Origin of the sequence: Mucilaginibacter sp. SG564, assembly GCF_013149275.1 — a bacterium.
GTDB lineage: Bacteria > Bacteroidota > Bacteroidia > Sphingobacteriales > Sphingobacteriaceae > Mucilaginibacter.
Genome location: NZ_JABGNA010000001.1, coordinates 815599 through 840196, shown reverse-complemented (window position 1 = coordinate 840196; position 24598 = coordinate 815599). Strand labels below are relative to the sequence as shown.

The 24598-nt window shown below is 42.5% G+C and carries 20 protein-coding genes; 6 read left to right on the top strand and 14 right to left on the bottom strand.

Annotated features, from left to right (window positions below):
• The 7 genes from FHW89_RS03180 to FHW89_RS03150 all read right to left on the bottom strand — a co-directional run bounded on the left by FHW89_RS03180 (nt 1) and on the right by FHW89_RS03150 (nt 7606).
• Nucleotides 1-1509, bottom strand: coding sequence for a TSUP family transporter (locus FHW89_RS03180; RefSeq protein WP_172333545.1), 1509 nt, complete (start codon nt 1507-1509; stop codon nt 1-3).
• A gap of 24 nt (nt 1510-1533) precedes the next feature.
• Nucleotides 1534-3624, bottom strand: a complete 2091-nt coding sequence (locus FHW89_RS03175; RefSeq protein ID WP_172333544.1) for a nitrite/sulfite reductase — start codon at nt 3622-3624, stop codon at nt 1534-1536.
• Nucleotides 3625-3901: 277 nt separating this feature from the next.
• Nucleotides 3902-5395: a hypothetical protein gene (locus FHW89_RS03170; RefSeq protein ID WP_172333543.1), complete on the bottom strand. Its 1494-nt coding sequence runs from the start codon at nt 5393-5395 to the stop codon at nt 3902-3904.
• Between the two features lie 99 nt (nt 5396-5494).
• Nucleotides 5495-5929, bottom strand: coding sequence for an Rrf2 family transcriptional regulator (locus FHW89_RS03165; RefSeq protein WP_172333542.1), 435 nt, complete (start codon nt 5927-5929; stop codon nt 5495-5497).
• 137 nt (nt 5930-6066) lie between these two features.
• Nucleotides 6067-6378: a SelT/SelW/SelH family protein gene (locus FHW89_RS03160; protein WP_172333541.1), complete on the bottom strand. Its 312-nt coding sequence runs from the start codon at nt 6376-6378 to the stop codon at nt 6067-6069.
• Nucleotides 6375-6779, bottom strand: coding sequence for a VOC family protein (locus FHW89_RS03155; protein WP_172333540.1), 405 nt, complete (start codon nt 6777-6779; stop codon nt 6375-6377). Before FHW89_RS03155 ends, FHW89_RS03160 begins: the two co-directional genes overlap by 4 nt.
• On the bottom strand, nt 6776-7606 hold the full coding sequence (locus tag FHW89_RS03150; RefSeq protein ID WP_172333539.1) for an MOSC domain-containing protein: 831 nt from the start codon (nt 7604-7606) through the stop codon (nt 6776-6778). The genes FHW89_RS03155 and FHW89_RS03150 overlap by 4 nt, the downstream gene beginning before the upstream one ends.
• A gap of 227 nt (nt 7607-7833) precedes the next feature.
• On the opposite strand from FHW89_RS03150, the gene FHW89_RS03145 reads away from it, so the two are divergent.
• The gene (locus FHW89_RS03145; protein ID WP_172333538.1) at nt 7834-9543 is read left to right on the top strand and encodes a GMC oxidoreductase; all 1710 of its coding nucleotides are present in this window, start codon (nt 7834-7836) and stop codon (nt 9541-9543) included.
• Nucleotides 9544-9700: 157 nt separating this feature from the next.
• Entirely contained in the window at nt 9701-10414 is a 714-nt protein-coding gene (locus FHW89_RS03140; protein ID WP_172333537.1) for a ThuA domain-containing protein, read from the top strand.
• Nucleotides 10415-10516: 102 nt separating this feature from the next.
• On the opposite strand, the gene FHW89_RS03135 is transcribed toward FHW89_RS03140, so the two are convergent.
• The 4 genes from FHW89_RS03135 to FHW89_RS03120 form a co-directional block, all read right to left on the bottom strand.
• Nucleotides 10517-11776, bottom strand: a complete 1260-nt coding sequence (locus FHW89_RS03135) for a nucleoside permease (RefSeq protein WP_172333536.1) — start codon at nt 11774-11776, stop codon at nt 10517-10519.
• A 182-nt stretch (nt 11777-11958) separates the two neighbouring features.
• On the bottom strand, nt 11959-12561 hold the full coding sequence (locus FHW89_RS03130) for a bifunctional nuclease family protein (protein WP_172333535.1): 603 nt from the start codon (nt 12559-12561) through the stop codon (nt 11959-11961).
• 26 nt (nt 12562-12587) lie between these two features.
• On the bottom strand, nt 12588-13565 hold the full coding sequence (locus tag FHW89_RS03125) for an electron transfer flavoprotein subunit alpha/FixB family protein (RefSeq protein ID WP_172333534.1): 978 nt from the start codon (nt 13563-13565) through the stop codon (nt 12588-12590).
• A 148-nt stretch (nt 13566-13713) separates the two neighbouring features.
• Nucleotides 13714-14451 (bottom strand): electron transfer flavoprotein subunit beta/FixA family protein, encoded by a 738-nt coding sequence (locus FHW89_RS03120; RefSeq protein WP_172333533.1) that lies wholly within the window; start codon nt 14449-14451, stop codon nt 13714-13716.
• 60 nt (nt 14452-14511) lie between these two features.
• Between FHW89_RS03120 and FHW89_RS03115 the strand changes: the two genes are divergently transcribed.
• Entirely contained in the window at nt 14512-14838 is a 327-nt protein-coding gene (locus FHW89_RS03115) for a tetratricopeptide repeat protein (RefSeq protein WP_371742419.1), read from the top strand.
• Between the two features lie 175 nt (nt 14839-15013).
• Complete coding sequence (chrA, locus tag FHW89_RS03110) at nt 15014-16213, top strand: chromate efflux transporter (RefSeq protein WP_172333531.1); 1200 nt, start codon at nt 15014-15016, stop codon at nt 16211-16213.
• 106 nt (nt 16214-16319) lie between these two features.
• Here chrA and dnaB read toward each other — a convergent pair whose 3' ends face one another.
• Complete coding sequence (gene dnaB / locus FHW89_RS03105; RefSeq protein WP_172333530.1) at nt 16320-17885, bottom strand: replicative DNA helicase; 1566 nt, start codon at nt 17883-17885, stop codon at nt 16320-16322.
• Between the two features lie 308 nt (nt 17886-18193).
• Between dnaB and rlmB the strand changes: the two genes are divergently transcribed.
• Nucleotides 18194-18961: a 23S rRNA (guanosine(2251)-2'-O)-methyltransferase RlmB gene (gene rlmB, locus FHW89_RS03100; RefSeq protein WP_172333529.1), complete on the top strand. Its 768-nt coding sequence runs from the start codon at nt 18194-18196 to the stop codon at nt 18959-18961.
• Between the two features lie 112 nt (nt 18962-19073).
• Here rlmB and FHW89_RS03095 read toward each other — a convergent pair whose 3' ends face one another.
• Complete coding sequence (locus FHW89_RS03095; RefSeq protein ID WP_172333528.1) at nt 19074-20159, bottom strand: mannose-1-phosphate guanylyltransferase; 1086 nt, start codon at nt 20157-20159, stop codon at nt 19074-19076.
• A gap of 246 nt (nt 20160-20405) precedes the next feature.
• On the opposite strand from FHW89_RS03095, the gene recQ reads away from it, so the two are divergent.
• A complete protein-coding gene (gene recQ / locus FHW89_RS03090) occupies nt 20406-22598 on the top strand; it encodes a DNA helicase RecQ (RefSeq protein ID WP_172333814.1) in 2193 nt (730 codons plus the stop codon).
• A gap of 63 nt (nt 22599-22661) precedes the next feature.
• Here recQ and FHW89_RS03085 read toward each other — a convergent pair whose 3' ends face one another.
• The gene (locus FHW89_RS03085; protein ID WP_172333527.1) at nt 22662-24563 is read right to left on the bottom strand and encodes an OmpA family protein; all 1902 of its coding nucleotides are present in this window, start codon (nt 24561-24563) and stop codon (nt 22662-22664) included.
• Nucleotides 24564-24598 lie beyond the last annotated feature (35 nt).

Below are 24598 nucleotides of genomic sequence, written 5' to 3'. Positions count from 1 at the left end.
TTACAAAACTTTGGTAATAAAGGCGACTATCGATTTGATACTTACCAGTATTACGATAATACCTACAGAAACCATAATGGTTTTGGTGGATATTTTATTAGAGATACGGGCCGCTATAGGCGATGCCAATGCGCTACCCAATATTAAACCAGCTACTGCAGGCCAATGATCGCTGGTTACCAAACTAATAAAGGTAATAGAACCGGCTATAGCAACAAAAAAACGTGCTAATTTTACAGTACCTAATGAAAATATAGGACTACGGCCACCAGCTATCAAAGTTGACAATACGATTGATCCCCAACCGCCGCCGCCAACCGCGTCAATAAAGCCGCCACCTAAACCTAATAACGAAATGCGCTTTACTTTATCGGTCGATTTTTTACGCTTGATATTAAAAGCTTTTGACAGGATAACCCATCCAAGTATTAATGTATATAAAGACACTACCGGCTTGGTATACATGCTATAATGCTCCAATGATGATAATAACGTAGCACCTGTAATAGCTCCGATAATGCCGGGTATTACCAATAATTTAAAAAGCTTCCAGTTGATATTACCCATACGAAAATGCATCCAGCCGGCTATACCACAACTCAATATCTCTGACAGGTGGACACCCATACTGGCAGATGCAGGAGGGATACCCATTGAGAGGGAGAAACTGGTAGAAGTAACGCCATATGACATACCTATAGCGCCATCAACCAGTGCAAACAGGAAACCAGCCCCCAAAAAGTAATAAAACTGTGGAGGTACACCCTCTATAAATGATTTAAACTGAGGTTCCCTGTAATACAAAGCGGAAATAACAACCGCCAGGGAAATGATAATGGTTGACCAGATAAGCCAGATAAAATTTTTATTAACGGTAATTTTAGGCTCAACCAGTACCGAGGTTACTTTATTTAAAGTTTTAACCTTGTCGGCAAAATCACCGGCGAGGGTATTGCGCAGTTCGCTCATTTGCTGCAGAGTGGTATCCAACTCGTCAGGGATACTTTCGTTGAGCACTTCCTTTAAGCGTTTGGCTATGGTTGGCGATTTACCGTTGGTGGATATCGCCAGCTTCAAATCGCCTTTTTGAACGATGGATGCGAGGTAAAAATCGCAAAGCTCAGGTTTATCAGCCACGTTGATCAGCAATTTGCGGTCATGTGCTGCCTGGCGGATATATTTGTTCAGATCGCTATCGTTAGTAGCGGCTATCACTACTTCGGCATCATTCAGATCATCATCGGTAAAGGATTTCTGAATAACGGTTAAGCCGTCATATTGAGCAGCCAGTTCGTGTATTTCCGTTAAAAACTCACGGGATATCACGGTTACTTTGGCATGGGTGCTGTTATTTAAAATAGCGGTCAGTTTTTCCAACCCAACATTACCTCCGCCTACCAGTACGGTATGCAGGTCGTTCAGCTTTAAAAACACGGGAAACAATTGATTGCCCCCAGTATCCTGGTTCTGAACCTTGGTTATGCTGCTATCTTTGGGCAATAATGACATGCTTACTATTCTTTAACAATTTTATTATTGTACCAAAGCCTCTCTTTTTGCTTTACTTTTTTCTAAAAACGCGGTTGCCTGCGCTAAGTAAGCTGTAGCAAACTCTTGAGAAGGTTCATGTTGGTTGATCTGTAAAACCAGGTCGTTAAAGCTGCCTTCGATATCAAATTCGCCTTTTTCTACATAATTGGCATCAAATTCACGAATAACAGCGGCCTGCGTACTGGTGTTTATACTTTTATCAAGTAACAACGCTTTAGCTGAGCTTAGCAGTGTATTATAGGAATGATAAATGGCATCAGACCATGCACCGGCCTGGAATGATTGCTTGGCCCAGCCCAGTTTTTCTTCTGACTCATACAACAGCGTTGCTACCAGGTCGATGATCACACCGGCACATTCACCAACGCCAATGGCGGTAACAAAAGTTTCCTGGTGACCCCAGTCAACAAATTCGTCATCGGTTAAGTTGGTTAGGTCGGCCAGTGGTTTCAGCAAGCGGTAAAAATAGTCTTTGCCTTGCCTGTCGTAATAATCGTTGTACAATTCGCCTTCTGTTGAAAGTGCTTTATAATCATCAAGCAGGGTACGTAAAACATCGGTTGCCCTTTTTGATGGTACCTTGATCACCCTATCAGCAGCACGACCAACGCCGTCGCCAACGGTACCGCCGCCAAGCATCACCTGTACAGATGGTAACACCTTGGTACCCGCTTTAAGCGAACTCCCATGAAAACCAATATGCGCCAAACCATGCTGACCGCAGGAGTTCATACAGCCGCTTATTTTTATCTTGATATCTCGGTTATAAATAAAATCTTCGTATTCGTTGTAGATCAGGTCTTCCAGCACCCGGGCCATGGTCATGCTGTTGGAGATGCCCAGGTTGCAGGTATCGGTACCAGGGCAGGTGGTTACATCAGCCACGCTGTCAAAACCAGGCGCAGCCAGTTCCAGCTTAGCCAAGCCTTGGTACAGGGCTGGTAACGCCTCTTTGCGGGCAAATTTCAACAGTAATCCCTGGTTTTGGGTAACGCGGATCTCGTCGGCAACCAATGGCCGTAATACTTTTACCAGTTCACGGGCGGTATCTGAGGAGATATCACCAACGGGAACTTTAATGTATACGCCATAAAAGCCTTTTTGCTTTTGTTCAAACACGTTGGTAGCCAACCATTGCTCATAGCGGAAAGGGTTGCTGATGCTTACTTCGGCAAAAGCGGTTTCTTCCGGAACGGCAGGTTGTGGAACCGCATCACGGTCGATAGTATAACTTTTTACTTTGATGGCCGTTCTTTCGATAGCCGCTAAACGTAAAACTTCCTGTAATCCAAGTTTTTGAATGAGGTATTTCAAACGGGCCTTGTTACGGTTATTGCGTTCGCCATAACGATCGAACACCCGGATGATGGCCTCGATATAAGGGATGAGTTGATCTTCGGGTAAAAACTCTTCTACAATGCTGGCTAACAGCGGTTGGGCGCCTAAACCACCGCCTAAAAGCACTTTAAAGCCACGCTCGCCATTGGCCTTCAGTTTCGGGATAACGCCGATATCATGGATATATGAAAACGCGGTGTCCGCATCGCTTGATGAAAAAGAGATTTTGAATTTACGCCCCATTTCCTGGCATACCGGGTTGCGTAAAAAATACTCGAAAGTAGCATGCGCATATGGCGAAACATCAAATGGTTCCTGCGGATCGATACCCGAAGCGGGGGAGGCGGTAACGTTTCTGACGGTATTACCGCAAGCTTCGCGCAGGGTAATATCATCCTGCTCCAGTTTGGCCCAAAGTTCAGGTGTACGTTCCAGGCTCACATAATGGATCTGGATATCCTGGCGGGTGGTTAAGTGCAGGTTACGGCTTCCGTATTCGTCAGATATCTCGGCAATACGCAGCAGCTGTTTGAAAGTAACTTTACCAAATGGCAACTTGATACGCACCATTTGCACACCCGGCTGGCGCTGACCATAAATGCCGCGTGCCAAACGTAAGCTCCTGAACTTTTCGTCGTGAATTTTACCTTCACGAAAAGCCCTTATCTTTTTTTCAAGATCAATAATATCTTTTTCAACTATCGGGTTCTCCAGTTCCGTTCTGAAGCTCTGCATATCTTATCGTTTAATCAATTATAAAAAAGCCTCTTTGGCTTAGGCTAAAGAGGCGTATATGGTTAATACAAAAATTATAGCCTGGCCTTATTGTCTCTCACGCAATAACACATCAGATTTTTGTAGTAAATATTCCTGTTGAAGGTATTCATTCCCCAAATATATACATACTATAGGGAAATGGTAGAATTTAATTGAAAAAAATTACCATTTGACAGTTTGGTGAGATTATAAGAAGCGCGTATCCAGAATTAGATTGAAATAATTATACTGTTGCTTACTCGATAAAGATCTTTGTGAGATACATATCGGTTTCCTTTTTCCGGAGTAAATAAATTACTTGCCTTTTATTTTTGTCCCGGAAAACAGAACCCGGAAAAATGGCGTCCGTATCTGATTTTGGTGGTTTATTAATCAGTATATTTCTTTGCACCTTACCGCTATCTATTGTTGCGTAAATAACCACAGTTTCATCAGTTTTTGAAGAGTTTACCTTCTTCATTTCATCTGGTGGGCATTGTAAGTTTCGGGGGAGCTCGTTATAAAGGAAATAACTTTTTCCCTTATAAGTTAAAGGCGCGTATCCGGTAAACTGAAATTTTTCTTCGTTGGTATGCTGCTTTTTCTTTATACGGTTAATTTGTTTTGCAACGTAATTGCTATCAACATCAACAGTAATAATATCGCCAATATCAAACTCATTTTGGAGTTTAATACCATAATAGGTTGTGGTGGTTCTGAGCCTGCTTTCAAATACGATCCGTAATCCATTATTGGCTGTAGTAATAATTTGCATGGGGATACATGACGACAAAGAAAAATCATCATTATCGGCATTATCACTGTCACCACTACTGCCGGTTTTAAATGGAATGGCCACTTCTTTTACCAACTTATAGCTTTTTGTATCTATCTGTACAATATATGCTCCCACCGCATTTTTATCCGAAGACGGAGTTGTATAAGGTAATAATAAATTAATCTGGTCATGATCATCGACGTAGGACATGCCTCTGCCCGACAGGGAAATAGTATCTTTTGAGAGTTGCTTCAGTTCGATGATTTGCGGAGTATTGGACGAAGGAGAGTAGACTATAACGTTCCATTTAACATTTTTGTTCCTTAACCTACTTCTGGTTAAGCGATACAGATCCCATTTATCATCAAACGCCGAATAAACTTCATATCCGGGGTCTTTGCCCAATGAGATATTCTGTGTTCGGGTTTTGGTTCCTGTATAATCAAAGTGATTGATGTTGATATATGTGCTATCTTTTACGGTTTTATACCCGTATGAAAGAAACTCTTTAGCTGCTTTGCTATTAAGGATAGAAAAACTGCCAGCTTTCCGCGCATTTTTTCCGCCTGAAGTATCTATCAGTTTAGCTGCACCTATTTTTTCTCCATTTCTTTTAAAGTTCAACATTTCTAACTTTTTGCATAAGTTTTTTTCGTCGAAATAGGAGTAGAATACACTGAAGTTATCTTTGAAAACAAAAAGATTTTCAAAACTGTACTGGATCGAATCTTTAGGTGGGAGAGGAACTTTTATATGAGCCTCGTTCTTTAAGAGCTCTTTCTCATAAATGTCTAAGAAATAATCCTTTTTATCATAACGGATGGCATACAGCGACGTGCTGTCCTGCTCAAACATACGAAATGACATGCTATCATAATCAGGAATCTTTGCTCCGCTATAAAAATGTACAGTCTGCGCGGAAATATTGACAACCGAAGCAATGCAAAACAGGGGTATAAGCAAATATTTCATTTTTGGATATGAAGTGATAAGGCGCCCCGGTTTACAAGTTTCCGAAAAGCAATGCAATTTAAGGATTATCTTAAATTTTAACAGCGGTCAATAAGCTTTTTAAGTATGAATAAGCGTTTGCTCCCGCGAGATGATATCAGCGATGCTGGTCTCACTTAATATTTTTAACGTGGCATCACGAACATCAACAAATACATCGCGGATGCCACAGGTAGTTTCCTGGTGACACTCATCGCATTTGTGATAAAAGTTAAGACTGGCGCAAGGCACCATAGCAATAGGGCCATCCGTGATACGCATAATACTTACGAGGAATATCTCTTTAGGATCACGATTTAAGCTGTAACCACCACCTGCACCTTTTTTGCTGTACAGGAAACCTGCATTCCGTAAATCGAGCAGTATTTGCTCCAGGAATTTCTTGGGGATACGTTCGGCCTCAGCGATCTTTGAAATTTGCATTGGCGGCTGATCCATGTTCTTACCCAGGATCACTAATGCCTTAATTGCGTATTTAGTTTTTTTAGATAGCATTTTTTAAAATAAAACTAACAAAGGTACACAATTATAAATAAAAATATCCAGTAATACTATAGGATACTTGTATAGGGTATAGAATCAAGAGATAAGAGCCAGGAATCAGGACAAGGGATTAAATTAATCGATTACTATTATTCTTCCTGATTCTTGATTCTTATTTCTTGCCTCTCTTTTTCCGAGTGCCCTAAGTTTTTATCCGGGTTAACCTGATCACGAACCAGCTGTTTTAACTCTTTGATCTCCGGGAAGCGCCCCTGTTCTTTTCTGTCGAACAATACCTTATCATTAACACTGATGGTATATTTGCCACTTGTTTCGCTTGGGTGCAGGGTTACGCCATAAACATCATCAGTAAAAGTAGTCAGCAGTTCCTGGGCCATGTAAGCGGCGCGCATCATCCAGTTACATTTGGGGCAGTATTCAATGGTAATAGTTGGTTTCATGTTGTTTGTTTATCGGAAGGTTGCATCAGGTCCCACAAATTACCGTAAAGATCTTCAAAAACCGCTACTATACCATAATTCTCGGTAACCGGCTGCCGCACAAAATTGATCCCTTGAGCAGTCATGGCCTTATGATCGCGCCAAAAATTGTCGGTATACAAAAACAGGAATACGCGCTTGCCCGATTGATTGCCAATAGCTTGTTTTTGTTCATCACCCGCAGCCTTCGCCAGCAGAATAGAACATTGTGCATCTTTATCCGGCGCTATTAAAACCCATCTCTTTGTTTCGCTTAAAATGGTGTCTTCTATCAATACAAAGCCAAGCTTTTGGGTATAAAAAGCAATGGCCTCATCATAATCGGCTATCACCAGGGTAATATGGGCAATATGTCTTTTCATTTATAAGGCACCAGGAATCTTTCTTCGGTGTGGGTACTTAATACATTCAGGGTATCGCCAATGGTAATGATGCCTGTACCTTCATGAACCAGATTTTGCCCAAACATTATTTTCTTGTCCATCAGCCGGTATTGCGCCAATGTTTTTAAAGGCTCTTTAGCCTTTACCGCCGTAAGCTGATCGATAGTAGTGAGCACACAACGTGCGCAAAGCTTGGCTCCATAAACGTTGATACCGGCTACTTGTATATGGTTCATCAGGTCTTCTGCAAAAGGCTCACCGCCGGTAAAAACAATGTTAGGCCTGAACCGGTTCATGGGTAATGGTTCGGCAAGGCGACTATTCAGATCATTAAGCGAAGCCTGACCTATCAGTAAAAAAGGATAACCATCGGCAAAAGAAGTGATCATACCCGGTGATGCATACCGCTGGTCAACCTCCCTATGCGTGTCTTCGGGCATGTGCACCAGTCGGCATTTTATACCTAGTGCAGCGCTAAACCAATTGTCCAGTTCCGAATCCACAAATACGCCCGCACAGGTATCATCCCAGATAGCCACTTCCTGTTTGCCCTGGTTATGTTGCTCAAATGGTATGGCAACCGATCCGTTCAGGTGATGGGTAACTAACAGTCCGTCGTTTTCAACCTGCACTTTTAGCAACGCCATTTGCGGATATTCTCGCTGGGTTAGGAAACGGTTTTGTTCATCAACCAGCATCCAGCGACGATCATATTTTAAACCACGGTCGGTAACCTCGGCGTTGGATAATGATATGCCTCCTAATGATTTGATAGGATAAATATATAATTCACTTACAGTAAGCATGGCAGTAGGGGTATAATATGTAAAAGTAGAAAAACTACCGTTGTTTTGCGAGAGGCGTTTACAGGAATATGATTATATGTGATCTGTATGATACTTTATTCTGACCTGTTTGTAACTTATAAATTACAATCGATTGTTTTTTTATTGACAGTTCATTGCTTTGTTTGGTTTTAATTGATATTATTGTTTATCCAATTGCAAAACCAACCTTTAATTTTATTGAAATTATGCCATTAAACAATGTAAACGGCAAGGCTAAAACCGCCAATACTTATGACGCTATAGTTATTGGCTCGGGCATTAGCGGCGGCTGGGCGGCTAAAGAATTAACCGAAAAAGGTCTGAAAACCATTATGCTGGAACGCGGCCGTAATTTTGAACACATCAAAGATTATAAAACCGCCAATAACAATCCCTGGGATATGCCGCACCGTGGCAGTCCAACACAGGCTCAACGCAAAGTCAGACCGGTAATATCACGTGGCTGGGGGGCTTATGAGCCCATCATGGATTATTGGGTTAATGAGCAGGAAGCGCCTTATACCGAAATTAAACCCTTTAACTGGTGGCGATCATACCAGTTGGGTGGCCGCTCTATTTTATGGGGCAGGCAAAGCTACCGCTGGAGCGATCATGATTTTGAAGCTAATGCCAAAGACGGCTGGGCAATTGACTGGCCTATCCGTTATAAAGACCTGGCACCCTGGTATGATCATGTAGAGAAGTTTGCCGGCATAAGCGGTTCATTAGAAGGTTTGGAGCAATTACCCGATGGGCATTACCTGCCACCAATGGATATGAACTGGGTGGAGAAAGATGTAGCTGCCCGGCTGAAAAAGAATTATAATGGCACCAGGCATATGATCATCGGTCGTTCGGCTAATCTTACAGCGGCCATTCCTGGTCGTACCAAGTGCCAGTTCCGTAACCGTTGCTGGGAAGGATGTCCTTTTGGTGGATATTTCAGCACGCAATCTTCAACTTTACCTGCGGCTTTGGCTACCGGGAACCTAACGGTTAGGCCATACTCCATAGTTACTAAAATATTGTACGATAAGGATACGCAAAAAGCTACCGGAGTTGAAGTACTTGATGCCGAAACTAACCAAACCTATGAGTATTATGCCAAGATCGTATTTCTGAATGCCTCGGCTTTAAACAGTGCCTGGGTGTTGATGAATTCGGCAACGGATGTATGGCCCGACGGACTGGGCAGCAGCAGCGGCGAACTGGGGCATAATATCATGGATCATCATTATAACCTGGGCGCATCTGGACATGTAGAAGGTTTTGAGGATAAATATTATTATGGTCGCCGTGCCAATGGCATTTATGTGGTACGATTTGCCAATTTATTTGGCGATAAACGCGATTACCTGCGTGGTTTTGGCTACCAGGGTGGTGCAAGCAGAACAGGTTGGAGCCGCGAGATTGCCGAACTGAACATTGGCGCGCAATATAAAGACGCGATAACCGAACCGGGCGACTGGGAGATTGGCATAGGCGGTTTTGGCGAATTACTGCCTTACCATGATAACAAGATCACCCTGGATAAAAACCGCACGGATAAATGGGGCTTACCTGTTTTAGCCATGGATGCCATTATCAGGGACAACGAAAAGAAAATGCGCATCGATATCGTAAAAGAAGCCAAAGAGATGCTGGAAAGTGCCGGCGTTAAAAATGTAAAAACGCACGACAGGGGCCACAACGTTGGTGACGGCATACACGAAATGGGCACCGCCCGCATGGGGCTTGACCCTAAAACATCTGTTCTGAATGCGCATAATCAGGTATGGGATGCCAAAAATGTGTTCTGTACTGATGGTGCAGCGATGACATCGTCCGCCTGCCAAAACCCTTCATTAACTTATATGGCATTAACCGCTCGTGCAGCCGATTTTGCAGTTGGAGAATTGAAGAAGGGAAATATATAAAAGGATCATAGATAAATAGAGCAAAGAACAAGGATAAAATAAACATACACGTCATCCCGAATTTATTTCGGGATCCCACAAGCAAGGTTGATCATACAATGTAGATCTTCTTGTAGGATGCTGAAACAACTTCAGTACGACATAAACTTAATCAACTATGAAAAAACTACTTTTTATTTGTTTGCTTTTCAGCACAACACTGCTTTATGCAAAATCGAAACCCAAAGTGCTCATTTTTTGCAAAACCGCGGGTTTTCATCATAACTCCATAGCGGTTGGTGTTCCGGCTATTATAAAACTGGGACAGGAGAATAATTTTGATGTGGATAGCACCACCAACGCTGCAAAATTTACACCCGACAACCTCAAACAATACGCCGCGGTGATATTTTTAAGCACCACTGGTAATGTTTTGGATGATACCCAACAAACTGCCTTTGAGCAATACATAAAAGCAGGTGGCGGCTTTGTAGGCGTGCATGCGGCTACTGATACGGAGTATGACTGGCCCTGGTATGGCAAACTGGTGGGTGCTTACTTTAAAAGTCACCCCAAACAACAGGAAGCTACGCTGAATGTGGTCGACCGCAATTTTATAGCCACCAAACATTTGCCCGAAACCTGGAAACGCTGGGATGAGTGGTACAACTATAAATGGATAGCCGACGATTTGCATGTACTGATCAAAATAGACGAAAAAAGCTATACCGGCGGCGAAAATGGTGATAATCACCCCATGGCCTGGTATCACAGTTTTGATGGCGGCAGAGCCTTTTATACCGAGCTGGGCCATACCGATGAATCATATGCCGATCCCTTATACCTGAAACATCTTTTGGGCGGCATACAATACGCCATAGGCAAGAAATAGTTGCCTGAATCAGAATTTACAGAATTTAAGGATTTTCAGAATAATCGAGTAACATTCTGTTAATTTTCAAATTCTATAAATTCTGATTCAGATAATATTGCTTTATGCATGTGCAATAGCATGTTTTAATGCCGCGTTATGCTTATATCTGAATATAAAAGGAAAAATAATCGCTATCACCAGGGCATAAGCTGCAAAAGTTAGCCAGATGCCGTGCCAGTTTTTACTATGATCGGCATGGGTGAAGAACTTATCAATAATGTAGCCGCTGCCTATGCTGCCAAAAAAGGCACCAAAGCCATTCACCATCATCATGAAAAGGCCCTGGGCGCTGGCCCTGATTTCGGGTGTTGCCTGCGTTTCGACAAATAATGAACCCGAAATATTAAAGAAGTCAAAGGCCATACCATAAACGATACAGGAACCAATGATCATCCAAAGTCCGCTGGCCGGATCGCCGAAAGCAAACAGACCAAATCGTAACACCCAGGCCAGCATACTAAACAGCATCACATACTTGATACCGAACTTACGCAGGAAGAAAGGGATAGCCAGGATAAACAACGTTTCGGAGATCTGGGATATGGACATGATAATGGCAGGATACTTTACTGCTATGGTATCTTTATAAGCCGGCACAGTAGCAAAATCGTGGATATAGGTATCGCCATAGGCGTTGGTCAACTGTAAGGCAGCGCCTAACAAAAGTGAGAATGCAAAAAATATAGCAAACTTAGGTACTTTAAATAGAGTAAAAGCTTTTAAACCCAATTGCTCTACAAATGATTTATGAGCAACTTTACCCATAAGGGGAGGAGCTTTAGGCAATGTAAAAGAATATAAACCTAATACAAGGGCCATCGCCGATGAGATATAAAATTGATTGGCCGAGGTTTCGTTATGGGTAAGACTCACCGTCCACAATGCAGCAATAAAGCCGATAGTTCCCCATATCCGTATAGGCGGGTAATCTTTTACAATATCCTTATCACTGTTTTTTAACGCCGAATAGGCCACGGTTATGGATAATGATAGGGTTGGCATATAAAACACCATATTCAGCAACATCACCCAAAAAAACGTGATCGGATTGGTAACAAGCGGTAAACAAAATAAGGTCATTGCTCCTAAAATGTGCATTACCCCGTAAAGCTTTTCGGCATTTATGAAGCGGTCGGCAATAATACCGGTAAGGGCGGGCATAAAGATAGCCGAGATGCCCATGGTTGAAAAAATAGCACCAAAGTGCTCACCCGACCATTGTTTATTTTGAAACCAGTATACCCCTATAGTTAGCAGCCATGAACCCCATATAAAAAACTGCATAAAATTCATCACTATTAAGCGAAACTTAATATTCATACAACGCCGGGTTTAAATAATAAAATCAGTATTAAATTAAAAAGGGAAAGTAGTGAAATTAATGTGAATCAGGAAATTTGAGAATTCATCTGAACCCTGATTTACCTGATTAAAGGATTAAATAATTTTTTCATTAAAATCGAGGTAATCATATAATCCTTTAATCAAGGTTCAGACAATCTCTACGATGCTTTGCGTTTGTTTAACTCATCGCGTATTTTGGCTGCCTTTTCATATGATTCTTCGGCAAGCGCTTCTTGTAATTTGGTTTTAAGTTCGTCTATACTCAATGAGGCAAATCCGCTGCCTACGGTTGCGCCTACTGTTTTCTCTTCCTGGGTTTCGTTGATGTTTTCGAGATAAACAAAATCATTGCCTTCAATAACTATACCTGCGGTAGACAGGATGAACTCGTAAGTAAAAATAGGGCAGTCGAACCGTACAGCTACCGCAATAGCATCTGATGTGCGGGCATCAATCTCGATGGATCGTTTACCATCGCTACAAATCAATTTGGAGTAAAATATACCGTCGACCAGGTTATAAATAATGATCTCCTGCACCTCGATCTGATAAGCTTGTGCAAAGCTCTTAAACAGATCGTGCGTAAGCGGGCGGCTCGGGGTCATTTTTTCTATCTCGATAGCTATGGCCTGTGCTTCAAAGCTGCCGATAATGATAGGGAGCCGTCGCCGGCCGCTTACCTCGCCTAAAACTAATGCGTAAGCGCCCGATTGTGTCTGACTGTACGATAACCCTACTATATCCAGCTTAATTTTTTTCATGTTATTACCCATCGCACCTATATAATTTATGCTGAAGCTTTATATTCTTTAACGGCCGCTATTAATTGAGGCACAACTTCAAAGGCGTCGCCAACAATTCCGTAATCTGCCACTTTGAAAAAAGGAGCTTCCGGATCTTTATTGATCACCACAATAACTTTTGAAGAACTGATACCCGCCAGGTGCTGTATAGCACCTGAAATTCCTATCGCAATATACAAATTTGGACTGACAGCGATCCCCGTTTGACCAACGTGTTCGCTGTGTGGGCGCCAACCCGCGTCTGATACTGGTTTAGAGCATGCTGTGGCCGCGCCAAGCAGTTCGGCGAGCTCTTCTACCATGCCCCAGTTTTCGGGCCCTTTGAGGCCACGACCGGCAGAAACAACAATTTCCGCATCAGGCAGGGATATTTTATCGGTAGAGCGAACGATCTCTTTGATCACGGCTCTAAAATCGGATTCTTTGGTTTCGGCAGCAAAATCTTCTACCTGGGCAGTCCCCCCGGTTTCCACCACCTTATAAGAGTTAGGCACCAGGGCGATAACCTTATTGGCTGATGTTAACTCTACAATAGCAAATGCTTTGCCCGAGAAAGCAGTTTTTTTGATAGTGAATTTACCACCATTTTGCTCTGGCAGCGCTACGGCACCGTCAGCAACACCGGCCTGTAGTTTCACACCCAAACGTGGCGCTAAACCACGGCCAGAGAATGTATTGGATAATACCACAATATCGGCGCTTTGCTTTTTTGCGGCTTCGGCAATGATAGAGGCATAAGCCTGGTTGATAAAATTCTTGAGCTTATCGCCAGATACGTTCAGCACTTTTTCGGCACCGTATTTACCTAACGCGGCTAATTCATCTTTGCTGACATCGCCAATGGAGATAGCCACAAGATTGGTTTTATTTTGATCGGCAATGGCACGGGCATAGGTAACAGCTTCAAAAATTGACTTTTTGAATTTACCACCGGCATTTTCCGCATATATTAAAACTGACATATATTAAAATGAGTTATGGTTTTAGGAAATAAGAATCAAGAGACAAGAATCAAGAAAAAATATATCGCTATGTTGAATTATATTTTTTAAATCTCCCATCTTCTGAATTTCTTATCTTGATTCTTGGCTCTTGATTCTTGTTTCTTTTTTAAATAACGCGTGCTTCGGTATGCAAAAGCTCAACCAATTTCGCTGTATCATCAGCAGGAACTAGTTTTACTTGTCCACGAGGGGCAGGAGTTTCATAGCTCAATACTTCCGAATAAGTCTTTACTTCAACTGGTTCAACCACCGCTAAGGGTTTGGTACGGGCCGACATGATACCGCGCATATTGGGTATTTTAGGTTCAGCAACGCCTTCAGCAGTACCGGCCACAAAAGGGTAGGGAATGGTCAGGAGCTCTTTACCGCCCTCTATCTCGCGTTCAACGGTAGCTTCTTTATCAGCAGCATCCAGTTTTTTGATGATAGATACCGAAGGCAGATCAAGCAACTCGCCAAGCATACCGGCAATTTTTGAGCCGTTATAATCGATAGACTCGCGGCCCGTCAAAATAAGGTCGAACGGATTGGCTTTCACGTACTCAGCTATCTGGTAAGCCACATACCAGGCATCGTGAGGTTTAGCGTTTATACGCACCGCGTCTGTAGCGCCAATAGCCAGCGCTTTACGGATAGTAGCTTCTGTATTTACTTCACCAACGTTGATAACCGTTACCGCCCCTTTACCGCCATCGGTTAACTCAATAGCACGCGAAAGCGCTATCTCATCATATGGGTTTAGTATAAATTGAACACCATTTGTATTAAATTGGGTGTTATTATCAGTAAAGGTTATTTTTGTGGTGGTATCAGGAACATTACTTACACATACCAGGATCTTCATATCAATAGGTTTTTGCAAATTTAATTAAAAAAGATAGAGTTTAAAATGGAGTTGAGCAGATTGGATAAGCTATTAGAATTTATAAAGAACGAACCCGAAGACGAATTTTTAAAATACGCCCTCGCCACAGAATATCTACGTCTGAATCAGGCAGATAAGGCTTTAACTTATTATGAGGACCTGGTGACAAATCACCCGGGTTATGTGGGCACTTATTATCATTTAGGCAAATTATATGAAGCCCTGAACCGCAAACCTGACGCTATTACTACCTACGAAAACGGCATGGCCATAGCCAAACAAAAGCGCGACAACCATGCTTTTTCAGAGCTGCAGGCTGTTTACCGCCAGGCCAAAGGCATTGAAGAAGATGACGACGATTATTAAATAGTTCATTTGTTTGCTGGTTCATTAGTTCATTGGGACCTATGCTAATCAGAATTTAAGAATTAAGGAGATTTTACTAATCTTACAAAAGTTTAACAACCGTGTAATGACGATTTGTTTAATAAGGTTTGGCTCGATACCGATGAACCAGTGAACTAATGAACCAGTGAGCTAAATGAAAAAACGGGAACTTCTATTTCTTCGTGATGTATTGATCTATACGTTTACGGCTTTCGGTGGCCCGCAAGCGCATATAGCTGTTTTACTGCGTGAGTTTGTGGAAAAACGGCATTATATTACCGAAGATGAATTAATGGAGCTCAATGCTTTATCGCAAGTGTTGCCCGGCCCGTCATCAACCCAAACATTGGTCGGTATAGCCTGGAAGGTAGGCGGATTAAGGCTGGCTTTGATCACCTTCCTGATATGGATACTGCCGTCTGCTGCAATTATGGCTACCGCTGCTATCAGCTATAAAATGTTTGCCAACCGTGCTAAATTTGCACACATTATCACTTATATACAACCCTTGGCTGTAGGTATTGTGGCTTATGCTACCTATAGTTTTGCGCACAGGTTCCTGAAAACGCGGGTGAGCACCATGCTGGCTATAGCATCGTTCATAGCAACACTTATTCTCCAAAATGCCTATGCTTTCCCATTATTGGTTTTATTAGGTGGGATTATATCATCGGCTATGGAAACCCAGCCGCAGGAAAACGAATTGAGGGTTAAACTATACTCTAACGTAAACCCTAATAAAGTGGCTTATTTTATTGGGATTCTGTTGTTCTTTGCGGCACTGGGTGCCATCATCAATCAAACGTCACCGTTTAGCTTACCTATTCGTTTATTTGAGAACTTTTACCGTAACGGTATCCTGATATTTGGTGGCGGACAGGTTATGGTGCCGCTCATGTACACAGAATTTGTAGAAGTTAAACATTACCTCAGCAATTCGGAATTCCTTTCCGGATACGCCTTACAACAGGCGCTTCCGGGGCCAACATTTTCTTTTACATCCTTTTTAGGCGGTATCACTTTAGGGAACAAGGGATACGGCATTGGTGGGCAGATCATAGGCAGCATTGTGGCGGTTATTGGGGTAAACACACCCGGCTTGATACTGATCCTGTTTATTGTGCCGTTTTGGGAAGATCTTAAAAAGATAACCCGTATTAAAAATTCCTTAAGTGGTATCAGCGCGGTAGCGGTAGGTTTTATGGCTACGGCTTTTATTTTATTGGTACGGCCATTTGGGGGCAACTGGATAGCTTATGGGCTTATGGCGGGCACTTTTTTACTGTTGCACTTCACCAAAATAAAAACCCCGGTAATTATTATCATCGGGGTGTTACTGGGGATATTTTTTTGATTTGGGATTTCGGATGTTCGATTTCGGAATTACTATGATTTAAGATTTCTTGTTTAGTTCAATCCACAATAAAAATAAATCCGAATCAAAATTCCCAAATCCGATATTAAAACGGTGGTTCATCATCAATATCGTCCATTCGCGATGGGCGGATGATGAAGTTACTTTGTTTTTCAAAATCCTGCGATGGCGCCAGGCCCGAGAATGCGCTGCCCGCAGCAGGAGGGAAGCCATCCATGCTCTCTTCCAGGTTAGCGAATTTTACGTATTTACCCACAAACTTCAATCGTACCGTACCCGTTTCACCGTTACGGTGTTTGGCTATAATAACTTCACCCACATTGTTGGTTGGGTTACCGTCTTCATCTTCTGTTAAGCCATAGTATTCAGGGCGGTAAAGGAAAAGCACCATATCCGCGTCCTGCTCAATAGATCCCGACTCACGCAAATCCGATAGCATTGGTCTTTTGGAGTTACCCGGCCTGGTTTCAACCGCTCGACTTAATTGTGACAGCGCGATCACAGGTACGTTCAATTCTTTGGCTACCGATTTCAAGGCCCTTGATATACTACCAATTTCCTGCTCACGGTTACCGCCCCCGCCTTTACCTTCAGCCTTACCATGCATCAACTGCAAGTAGTCAATAATGATCAGTTGAATATCATGCTGTGATTTTAAACGGCGGCATTTGGCCCTGAATTCAAATATATTCAATGCCGGGGTATCATCGATGATCAGTGTGGCTTGTTCCAGCCTGCCAATCTTAGAGTGGATCTGTTGCCATTCCCATTCCTCCAAAGTTCCCTTACGTATCTTTTCCTGTTCAATTTCGGTTTCGCCGGATATTAAACGGTTAACCAACTGAACCGAGGACATTTCCAGCGAGAACACCACAACCGGTTTATCAAAGTCGACCGCGGCGTTACGGGCACAACTCAGTACGAAAGCCGTTTTACCCATCGCCGGGCGGGCAGCTATAATCACCAGGTCGGATTTTTGCCAGCCCGAGGTCATCCGGTCGAGCGCTGTAAAGCCAGAGGCTACACCGGTAAGACCATCTTTTTTATCTTTTAACGCCTCAATATCTTTTAAAGCTTCATGCACCAGGTCATCCATTTTACGGGCATCGCGGCGCAAGTTACTTTGTGCAATTTCAAAAAGGTTCTTCTCAGCCCGGTCTAACAGGTCCAGTACGTCAGATGTGTCCTCATAAGCGCTTTGAATAACATCCGTAGATATGCGGATCAGTTCGCGTTGAATGAACTTCTGAATGATAATACGGGCGTGAAATTCAATATTGGCTGCAGAAGCCACACGACTGGTCAGTTCTGTAATGTAGTAGGCCCCACCAATCATTTCCAGTTCGCCTTGCCTGCGTAGTTCGGCTGTAACTGTCAGGATATCAACCGGTGACGATTTTTCAAACAGCTGTTTTATAGCCGCAAATATTTTCTGGTGATTATCACGATAAAAAACTTCGGGATTTAAAACATCAATAACCGACGAAAGGGCGTCTTTTTCGAGCATTAACGCTCCTAAAACAGCCTCCTCCAGATCGGTAGCCTGGGGCGGAAGTTTCCCCAGTCCGCTGTAGGGTGTCGGGGTAGTGATGCGGCTCCGGCGGTCGTTAGTATTCGGCTTGTTCTGCAGGTTATCGTTCTCGAAATTCATAAGTCGACAAAAATATACAAAAAATGTTTTTTTGAAGCTACATTTCCATCAACATAGTGTATCGAGATTTTAAAACAATCATACCCAGTGTTATAATTTAAAGCTTTTTAATTAACACACCTATGTTGATAACTTTATAATAAAGTTTTAGTTGCCCTGATTTACAAACATTTAAACCTATGTTAATAAAGTTTTATAATGTTAACTATTATTGACCTGTGTTTTTAAAAAACCGAAAAGGGTTATCAGTTCAATAAGTGCTTAATCAATTAATATAGCTACTTTTGCAGAAAAACAGATCATTACAAATGGCATTTAATTCAAGACCTCAGCGCGAAAGTAACCAAATGGTTTTTGGTATCAGGGCGATCATGGAGGCCATCACTTCGGGCAAGGAAATTGAAGCATTATATATCCAGAGAGGAGGCGCAGGTAGCCTGTCGCATGAGCTAAAAGCTTTGCTTACAGAATATAACATCACCGCCCAGCAGGTGCCCGTTGAAAAACTGAATCGCCTTACCCAAAAAAATCACCAGGGTGCGGTAGCTTTTATTTCGCCGATAACTTATCAGAAGATTGAAAATATAATTCCCGAAGTATTTGAAAAAGGAGAGGTACCATTGGTGCTTGTTCTGGATTCTATTACCGATGTGCGCAATATGGGCGCTATTGCCCGTACCGCCGAATGTGCCGGGGTGCATGCCATTGTTATCCCTGCTAAAGGTTCGGCGCAGATAAATCCTGATGCTATTAAAACATCAGCGGGAGCATTGTACAAAATACCGGTTTGCCGTCATGATAACTTTATGCAAACCGTTCGTTTTTTACAGGAATCGGGCTTACAATTGGTTTGTTGTACCGAAAAAACACAGGACGATATTTACAAGCCCGATTATACCGCCCCAACAGCCATTATCATGGGATCCGAGGAGGATGGCATCCGCAACGAGATCATCCGCATATCAGACCACTTAGCTAAAATCCCCATGTTTGGTGAGATCGAATCATTGAACGTATCCGTATCAACCGGAGTAATATTGTATGAGGCGATAAGGCAACGCGTTGCGGTTAAGTAGTTGATTGGGTGAGTGGTTGATTGAGTCTATTAAGTGAGTAATTGGATTATATTAGAAATTATAACGATCCGCTTTAATGAGCACCATTAACTTAATCAACCACTCACCAACCCTAAATAAATTTCGTTCCAAATTTGGCTTTCACATCAGCCACTACCTGTTTTACATTCTGTTCCTGATCGCGCGGGCAAATCAACAGCGTGTTGTTGGATTCTACCACGATAAAATCATGCAGTCCCTGTAGTATCACCAGTTTCTCACCCGGTACATTTACCATGCAGTTGGATGAATCATACATGATCACTTTTTCTGACGGGATCACCACGTTGCCTACATAATCTTTCTCGGCCAGGTCATAGATCGAGGCCCAGGTGCCCAGATCACTCCAGCCAAAGGCCGATGGCAGTACATACACATTATCCGCCTTTTCCATGATCCCGTAATCGATCGAGATATTGATGCATTGCTGATAAGCTTTGTGCACATAGCTCTTCTCGTCCCCGGTATTGTACACCGGACGTGCTTCCGCGAAGATCTCATGCATCTCTGGCAAATGACGACCAAAAGCATTCACTATGGCTTTGGCCGACCATACAAAGATACCCGCGTTCCATAGGAAGTCGCCGCTCTGGATAAACGTTTTGGCTATTTCCAGCGTGGGTTTTTCGGTAAACGTTTTTACTTTATGAAAATCCTGGTTAATGGCCTGGTCGGTATACTGGATATATCCGTAACCTGTATCCGGGCGCGATGGCTTAATCCCAAGGGTGATCAAACTATCGGTTGAGGCTGCGGTCTCCAGTGATTTTTCAATCGCTGTCACAAAAGCCTCCTCATCCAGGATCTGCTGATCTGAGGGGGCTACCACGATAACCGCCTCGGGGTTCAGGCTTTCAATCTTGAAACAGCCATAAGCCACGCAGGGGGCCGTGTTGCGCATCACCGGTTCGGTCAGGATTTGCCCATCGGCCATTTCCGGTAATTGTTGTTTCACCAGTTTGGTATAATTCTCGTTGGTCACCACGTAGATGTTTTCTTTGGGGCATACTTTCAGAAAACGTTCGTATGTATTTTGGATCAGGGTTTTGCCCGTGCCCAGGATATCTATAAATTGTTTGGGATGCGATGACCGGCTTATGGGCCAAAAACGGCTCCCGATGCCGCCTGCCATGATGATCGCATAATTGTTTTTATTCATATGGTAAAAAGAGTTTTTATTTTGCGTAGCCAGCGCAAAAGTGTACAATAATCTGTTAAATATGGGTTAAATAAAACTAAATAATTGGATAGCGAATTTGTCCGCAATTTAAATGCGCCAAATGAACAAATTGTTTTTCATTTAATAATCATATTTGTATAAAATTAAATAGTAAATCCATCGTTTATTCATTAAATTTTGTTACTTTAAACTTTTAAATACAATTCAAGATCACGTTAAACAATGATAGAAACTAAGAAGTCGCTATTTGATAATCTCCAGAATTTTTTCGGATTCGACAACTTTAAGGGGGAGCAGGAAGCGATTATAACAAACATACTGGCGGGTAATGACACCTTTGTGATCATGCCTACCGGTGGTGGCAAATCCATGTGTTACCAGTTGCCGGCATTAATGAGCGACGGCACTGCGATAGTAATTTCACCGCTGATAGCCCTGATGAAAAATCAGGTAGATCAGTTGAGAGCTTTTGGAGGATCGGACAGTATAGCTCATTTCTTAAACTCATCACTTACCAAATCAGACATAGCCCGCGTTAAAGAAGACGTGCTGGCCGGAAAAACCAAACTTTTATATGTTGCTCCCGAGTCACTGACCAAACAGGAGAATATCGACTTTTTAAAACTTAATCATGTATCATTTGTAGCGGTTGACGAGGCCCACTGTATATCGGAGTGGGGGCATGACTTCAGACCCGAATACCGCAAGATACGCCAGGTGATCAGCAATATCGGCGAAAATATACCCATCATTGCCTTAACGGCTACCGCTACACCAAAAGTTCAGCAGGATATACAGAAAAACCTGCAGATGAACAATGCAACGGTATATAAATCATCATTCAACCGTTCAAACCTGTTTTATGAAGTTCGTGCCAAACGCAATGTGATCAAAGAGATCGTAAAGTTTGTAAAGCAAAACCAGGGTAAATCGGGCATCATTTATTGCCTTAGCCGTAAAAAGGTTGAGGAAGTTGCCGAAGCGCTCAATCTGAATGGTGTGAGGGCATTACCATATCACGCCGGCCTGGATCCCAAGGTACGTGCCGATACTCAAGACAAATTCCTGATGGAAGATGTGGAGGTGATTGTAGCCACCATTGCTTTTGGTATGGGTATCGACAAACCGGATGTTCGTTATGTGATACATCATGATGTGCCTAAAAGCATGGAGGGGTATTATCAGGAAACAGGCAGGGCTGGTCGCGACGGCGGTGAAGGTGTTTGTGTGGCTTTTTATTCTGAAAAAGATATTGATAAGCTTCAGAAATTCATGAAGGATAAACCGGTTTCTGAACGTGAAATTGGTACCCAGATATTGAAAGAAGTAATTGATTATTGCGAATCTTCTGTATGCCGTCGTAAACAACTGCTGCATTATTTTGGAGAAAACTTTAATGAAGCGGGCTGTAATAACATGTGCGATAACTGCTGCGGCCATAAAGACCATTTTGATGGCGAGGAGCATTTGCATAAAGCGCTAAGCCTGATCAAACACATTGGGGAGAAGTTTGATGATCAGCATATCATCAGCATATTGATGGGAACTGAAAACGCCCAGGTAAAGAGCTATGAACATGATACTCTTGACTATTATGGATCAGGTAAGGAGCAAGGTGAAAACCTGTGGAACTCATTGCTGAGACAAGCTTTGTTAAACAATTATCTTTCCAAAGATATTGATCAATATGGCTTGCTGCGCTTAACCAAAACCGGTAACAGCTTTATTGATAACCCGCACAGCATCCGTTTTATCCTCAATAAGGTGATGGAGGCTACGGATGATGACGATGACGCTGACGGCCCTAAACAAGGCGGTGGCGCATTGGATACCCAGCTATTGCAAATGCTTAAAGACTTGCGTAAAAAGCTGGCTAAGCAAAAGGGCTTGCCTCCATTTGTGATATTCCAGGATCCATCATTAGAGGAAATGTGCACGCATTATCCAATCACTACTGAAGAATTAAAACAGATCTCAGGAGTAGGAGCAGGTAAAGCCCTGAAATTCGGTAAACCATTTACTGATCTGATACAAAAATATGTAGAAGATAACGATATCGATCGCCCGGTTGATATGGTGATTAAGAGCGCGGCTAATAAATCGGCACTCAAAGTATTTATTATCCAGAATATCGATCGTCACCTGAATCTGGATGACATTGCGGCCTCCAAAGGGCTCACCTACGAAGAGATATTGAAAGAAGTAGAAACTATAGTGAACTCAGGCACAAAACTTAACCTGAACTATTATATTGATGAAGTAATAGATGAGGACAAGCAGGAAGAGGTATTTGATTACTTCCGCACCGCCGAAGTTGACTCCATCGATGATGCGTTAAGCGAATTAGGAAACGATGATTATACCCGTGAAGAGGTGCAATTAATGCGCATTAAATTCATATCAGAAATGGGTAACTAATAACAAATAAAAAAGCTTTTAGTAATTTGCTAAAAGCTTTTTTTATGTTCAATTACTATCCTCTTATTTAGAAATAATTTTAAACTCGGTGCGGCGGTTCTTTGCCCGATTTTCATCGGTATCATTAGGCGCTATCGGTTGCATTTTACCATAACCTTTATATACCAGGCGAGTGGCACTAATGCCATTACCAATTAAATACTGATACACAGATTTGGCCCGGTTTTCGGAAAGAGTCTGGTTAATCTGATCCGGGCCTACATCATCTGTATGGCCTGATATTTCAATATGTACCGTTGGATTTACGGTTAAAAATTCGATCAGTTTCACCAACTCCGCCTTTGATTCCAATTCGAGATCGAATTTATTGGTATCAAAGAATATGTTCTTCAGGATCACTTTATTGCCAACATCTATAGGCGACAATGAAACAGAAATGTTAAACGGATTCCTGGTTTTATAACCCACCAGCGAGAAATTCTCGGAATAGAACATATACCCGCTTTTCGAGATATTCAAACCATAGTTTTTACCCGAAGTAATGGTAGCCAAAAAGCTACCTTCGTCATCACTGCTATAATCCTGGTAAACCGGTTGATTGCTTTGCAAATCAATGATCTCGATAGCGGCTTCCAGCGGATGATTGCTTTTAGCGTCATGTACATTGCCTTTTACATAGGTTACTACGCGTGGCCGTACATTTACCGGTAACTCAAATGTGTAAATATCATAACCGCCATAACCATTTAGATTATCCGAAGCGAAAAACGCGATGTTACCGTTCGCGGTTAAGGTCAGTCCATTTTCATCTCCGTTGGAATTAATAGGGTAGCCCAGGTTTTCGGGCTTTTGCCATTTGCCATCTTTACCCAAACGGCTTACAAAAAGATCTTTATTACCCAAACCCGGCCATCCATTGGAGCTAAAGTAAAGCGTACTATCATCGGCATGGATAAAAGGCGATTGCTCATTATAAGCCGTATTGATATTTGGCCCCAAATTTTCTGCAGGCCCCCAACCTTTGCTGTTCAGGGTTGACTTCCATATGTCGTATCCGCCATAACCACCTGCCCGGTTGCTTACAAAATAAAGTGTACGCCCATCAGCGCTTATGGATGGCTGTGATTCCCATCCGGAGGTATTTACCGGCGGACTTAAGTCAACAGGTTTACCCCAATCCTCGCCTTTTTTTTGAGCAATATAAATATCACATCTACCCAAACCATCGGGACGGTTACATCCCGTGAAAAACAAGTATTTACCATCCTGGGAAATAGACTGCGCGCCTTCGTTGTACTGGGCTGTATTGATCTGATCGCTCAGATAACTGGCCGTTTGCCATTTCCCGTCAATATTGGCGCTTTTGTAAAAATCTTCATTATTGTTCACCTTCCGGGTAAATATCAATAAGGCTTCGTCGGCGGTGGCAACAGGCAGGTATTCATCATTGGCCGTATTTATTTCGGGACCTATATTCACAGGCTTAAACGCTACCGGATGCTGCATCGCCTGGATACTGAATTTAGCATCGGCAATAAGCTTTTGCGCATATAACTTATTAGCAGGAGTGATATCTGGATAGCTTAAATATTTTTCCAGGTGCTGCTGAGCCTGCGGGTATTTTGCTTCCGTTATTTCGGCCTCACCGATTTTGAGATAAACTGAACGGTTAAAATCGGGATTAATGGTTATAACCCTCAAATATTCATCAATGGCTTGTTTGTATAGATGTCTCAATCGAAATACATCTGCAAGCTGGGCATGTGCTTCTACAAATTTGGAATCTTCATTGATAGCCTTTTGAAGGCTGGCAATAGCTTCGTCATATAAATGCTCATCGAGATTTTTGTTGGCTTCGGCAAAATACTTTATGGCTTCCTTTTTAGTGGTAGTGTATTGGTTTTGCTGAGCCAAAGCAATAACAGGAAGAAAAATTGATAAAATCAGGATGATTACAATCTTCATCTGTTTTGATACGATAAATGTTATCGTAAGTTACA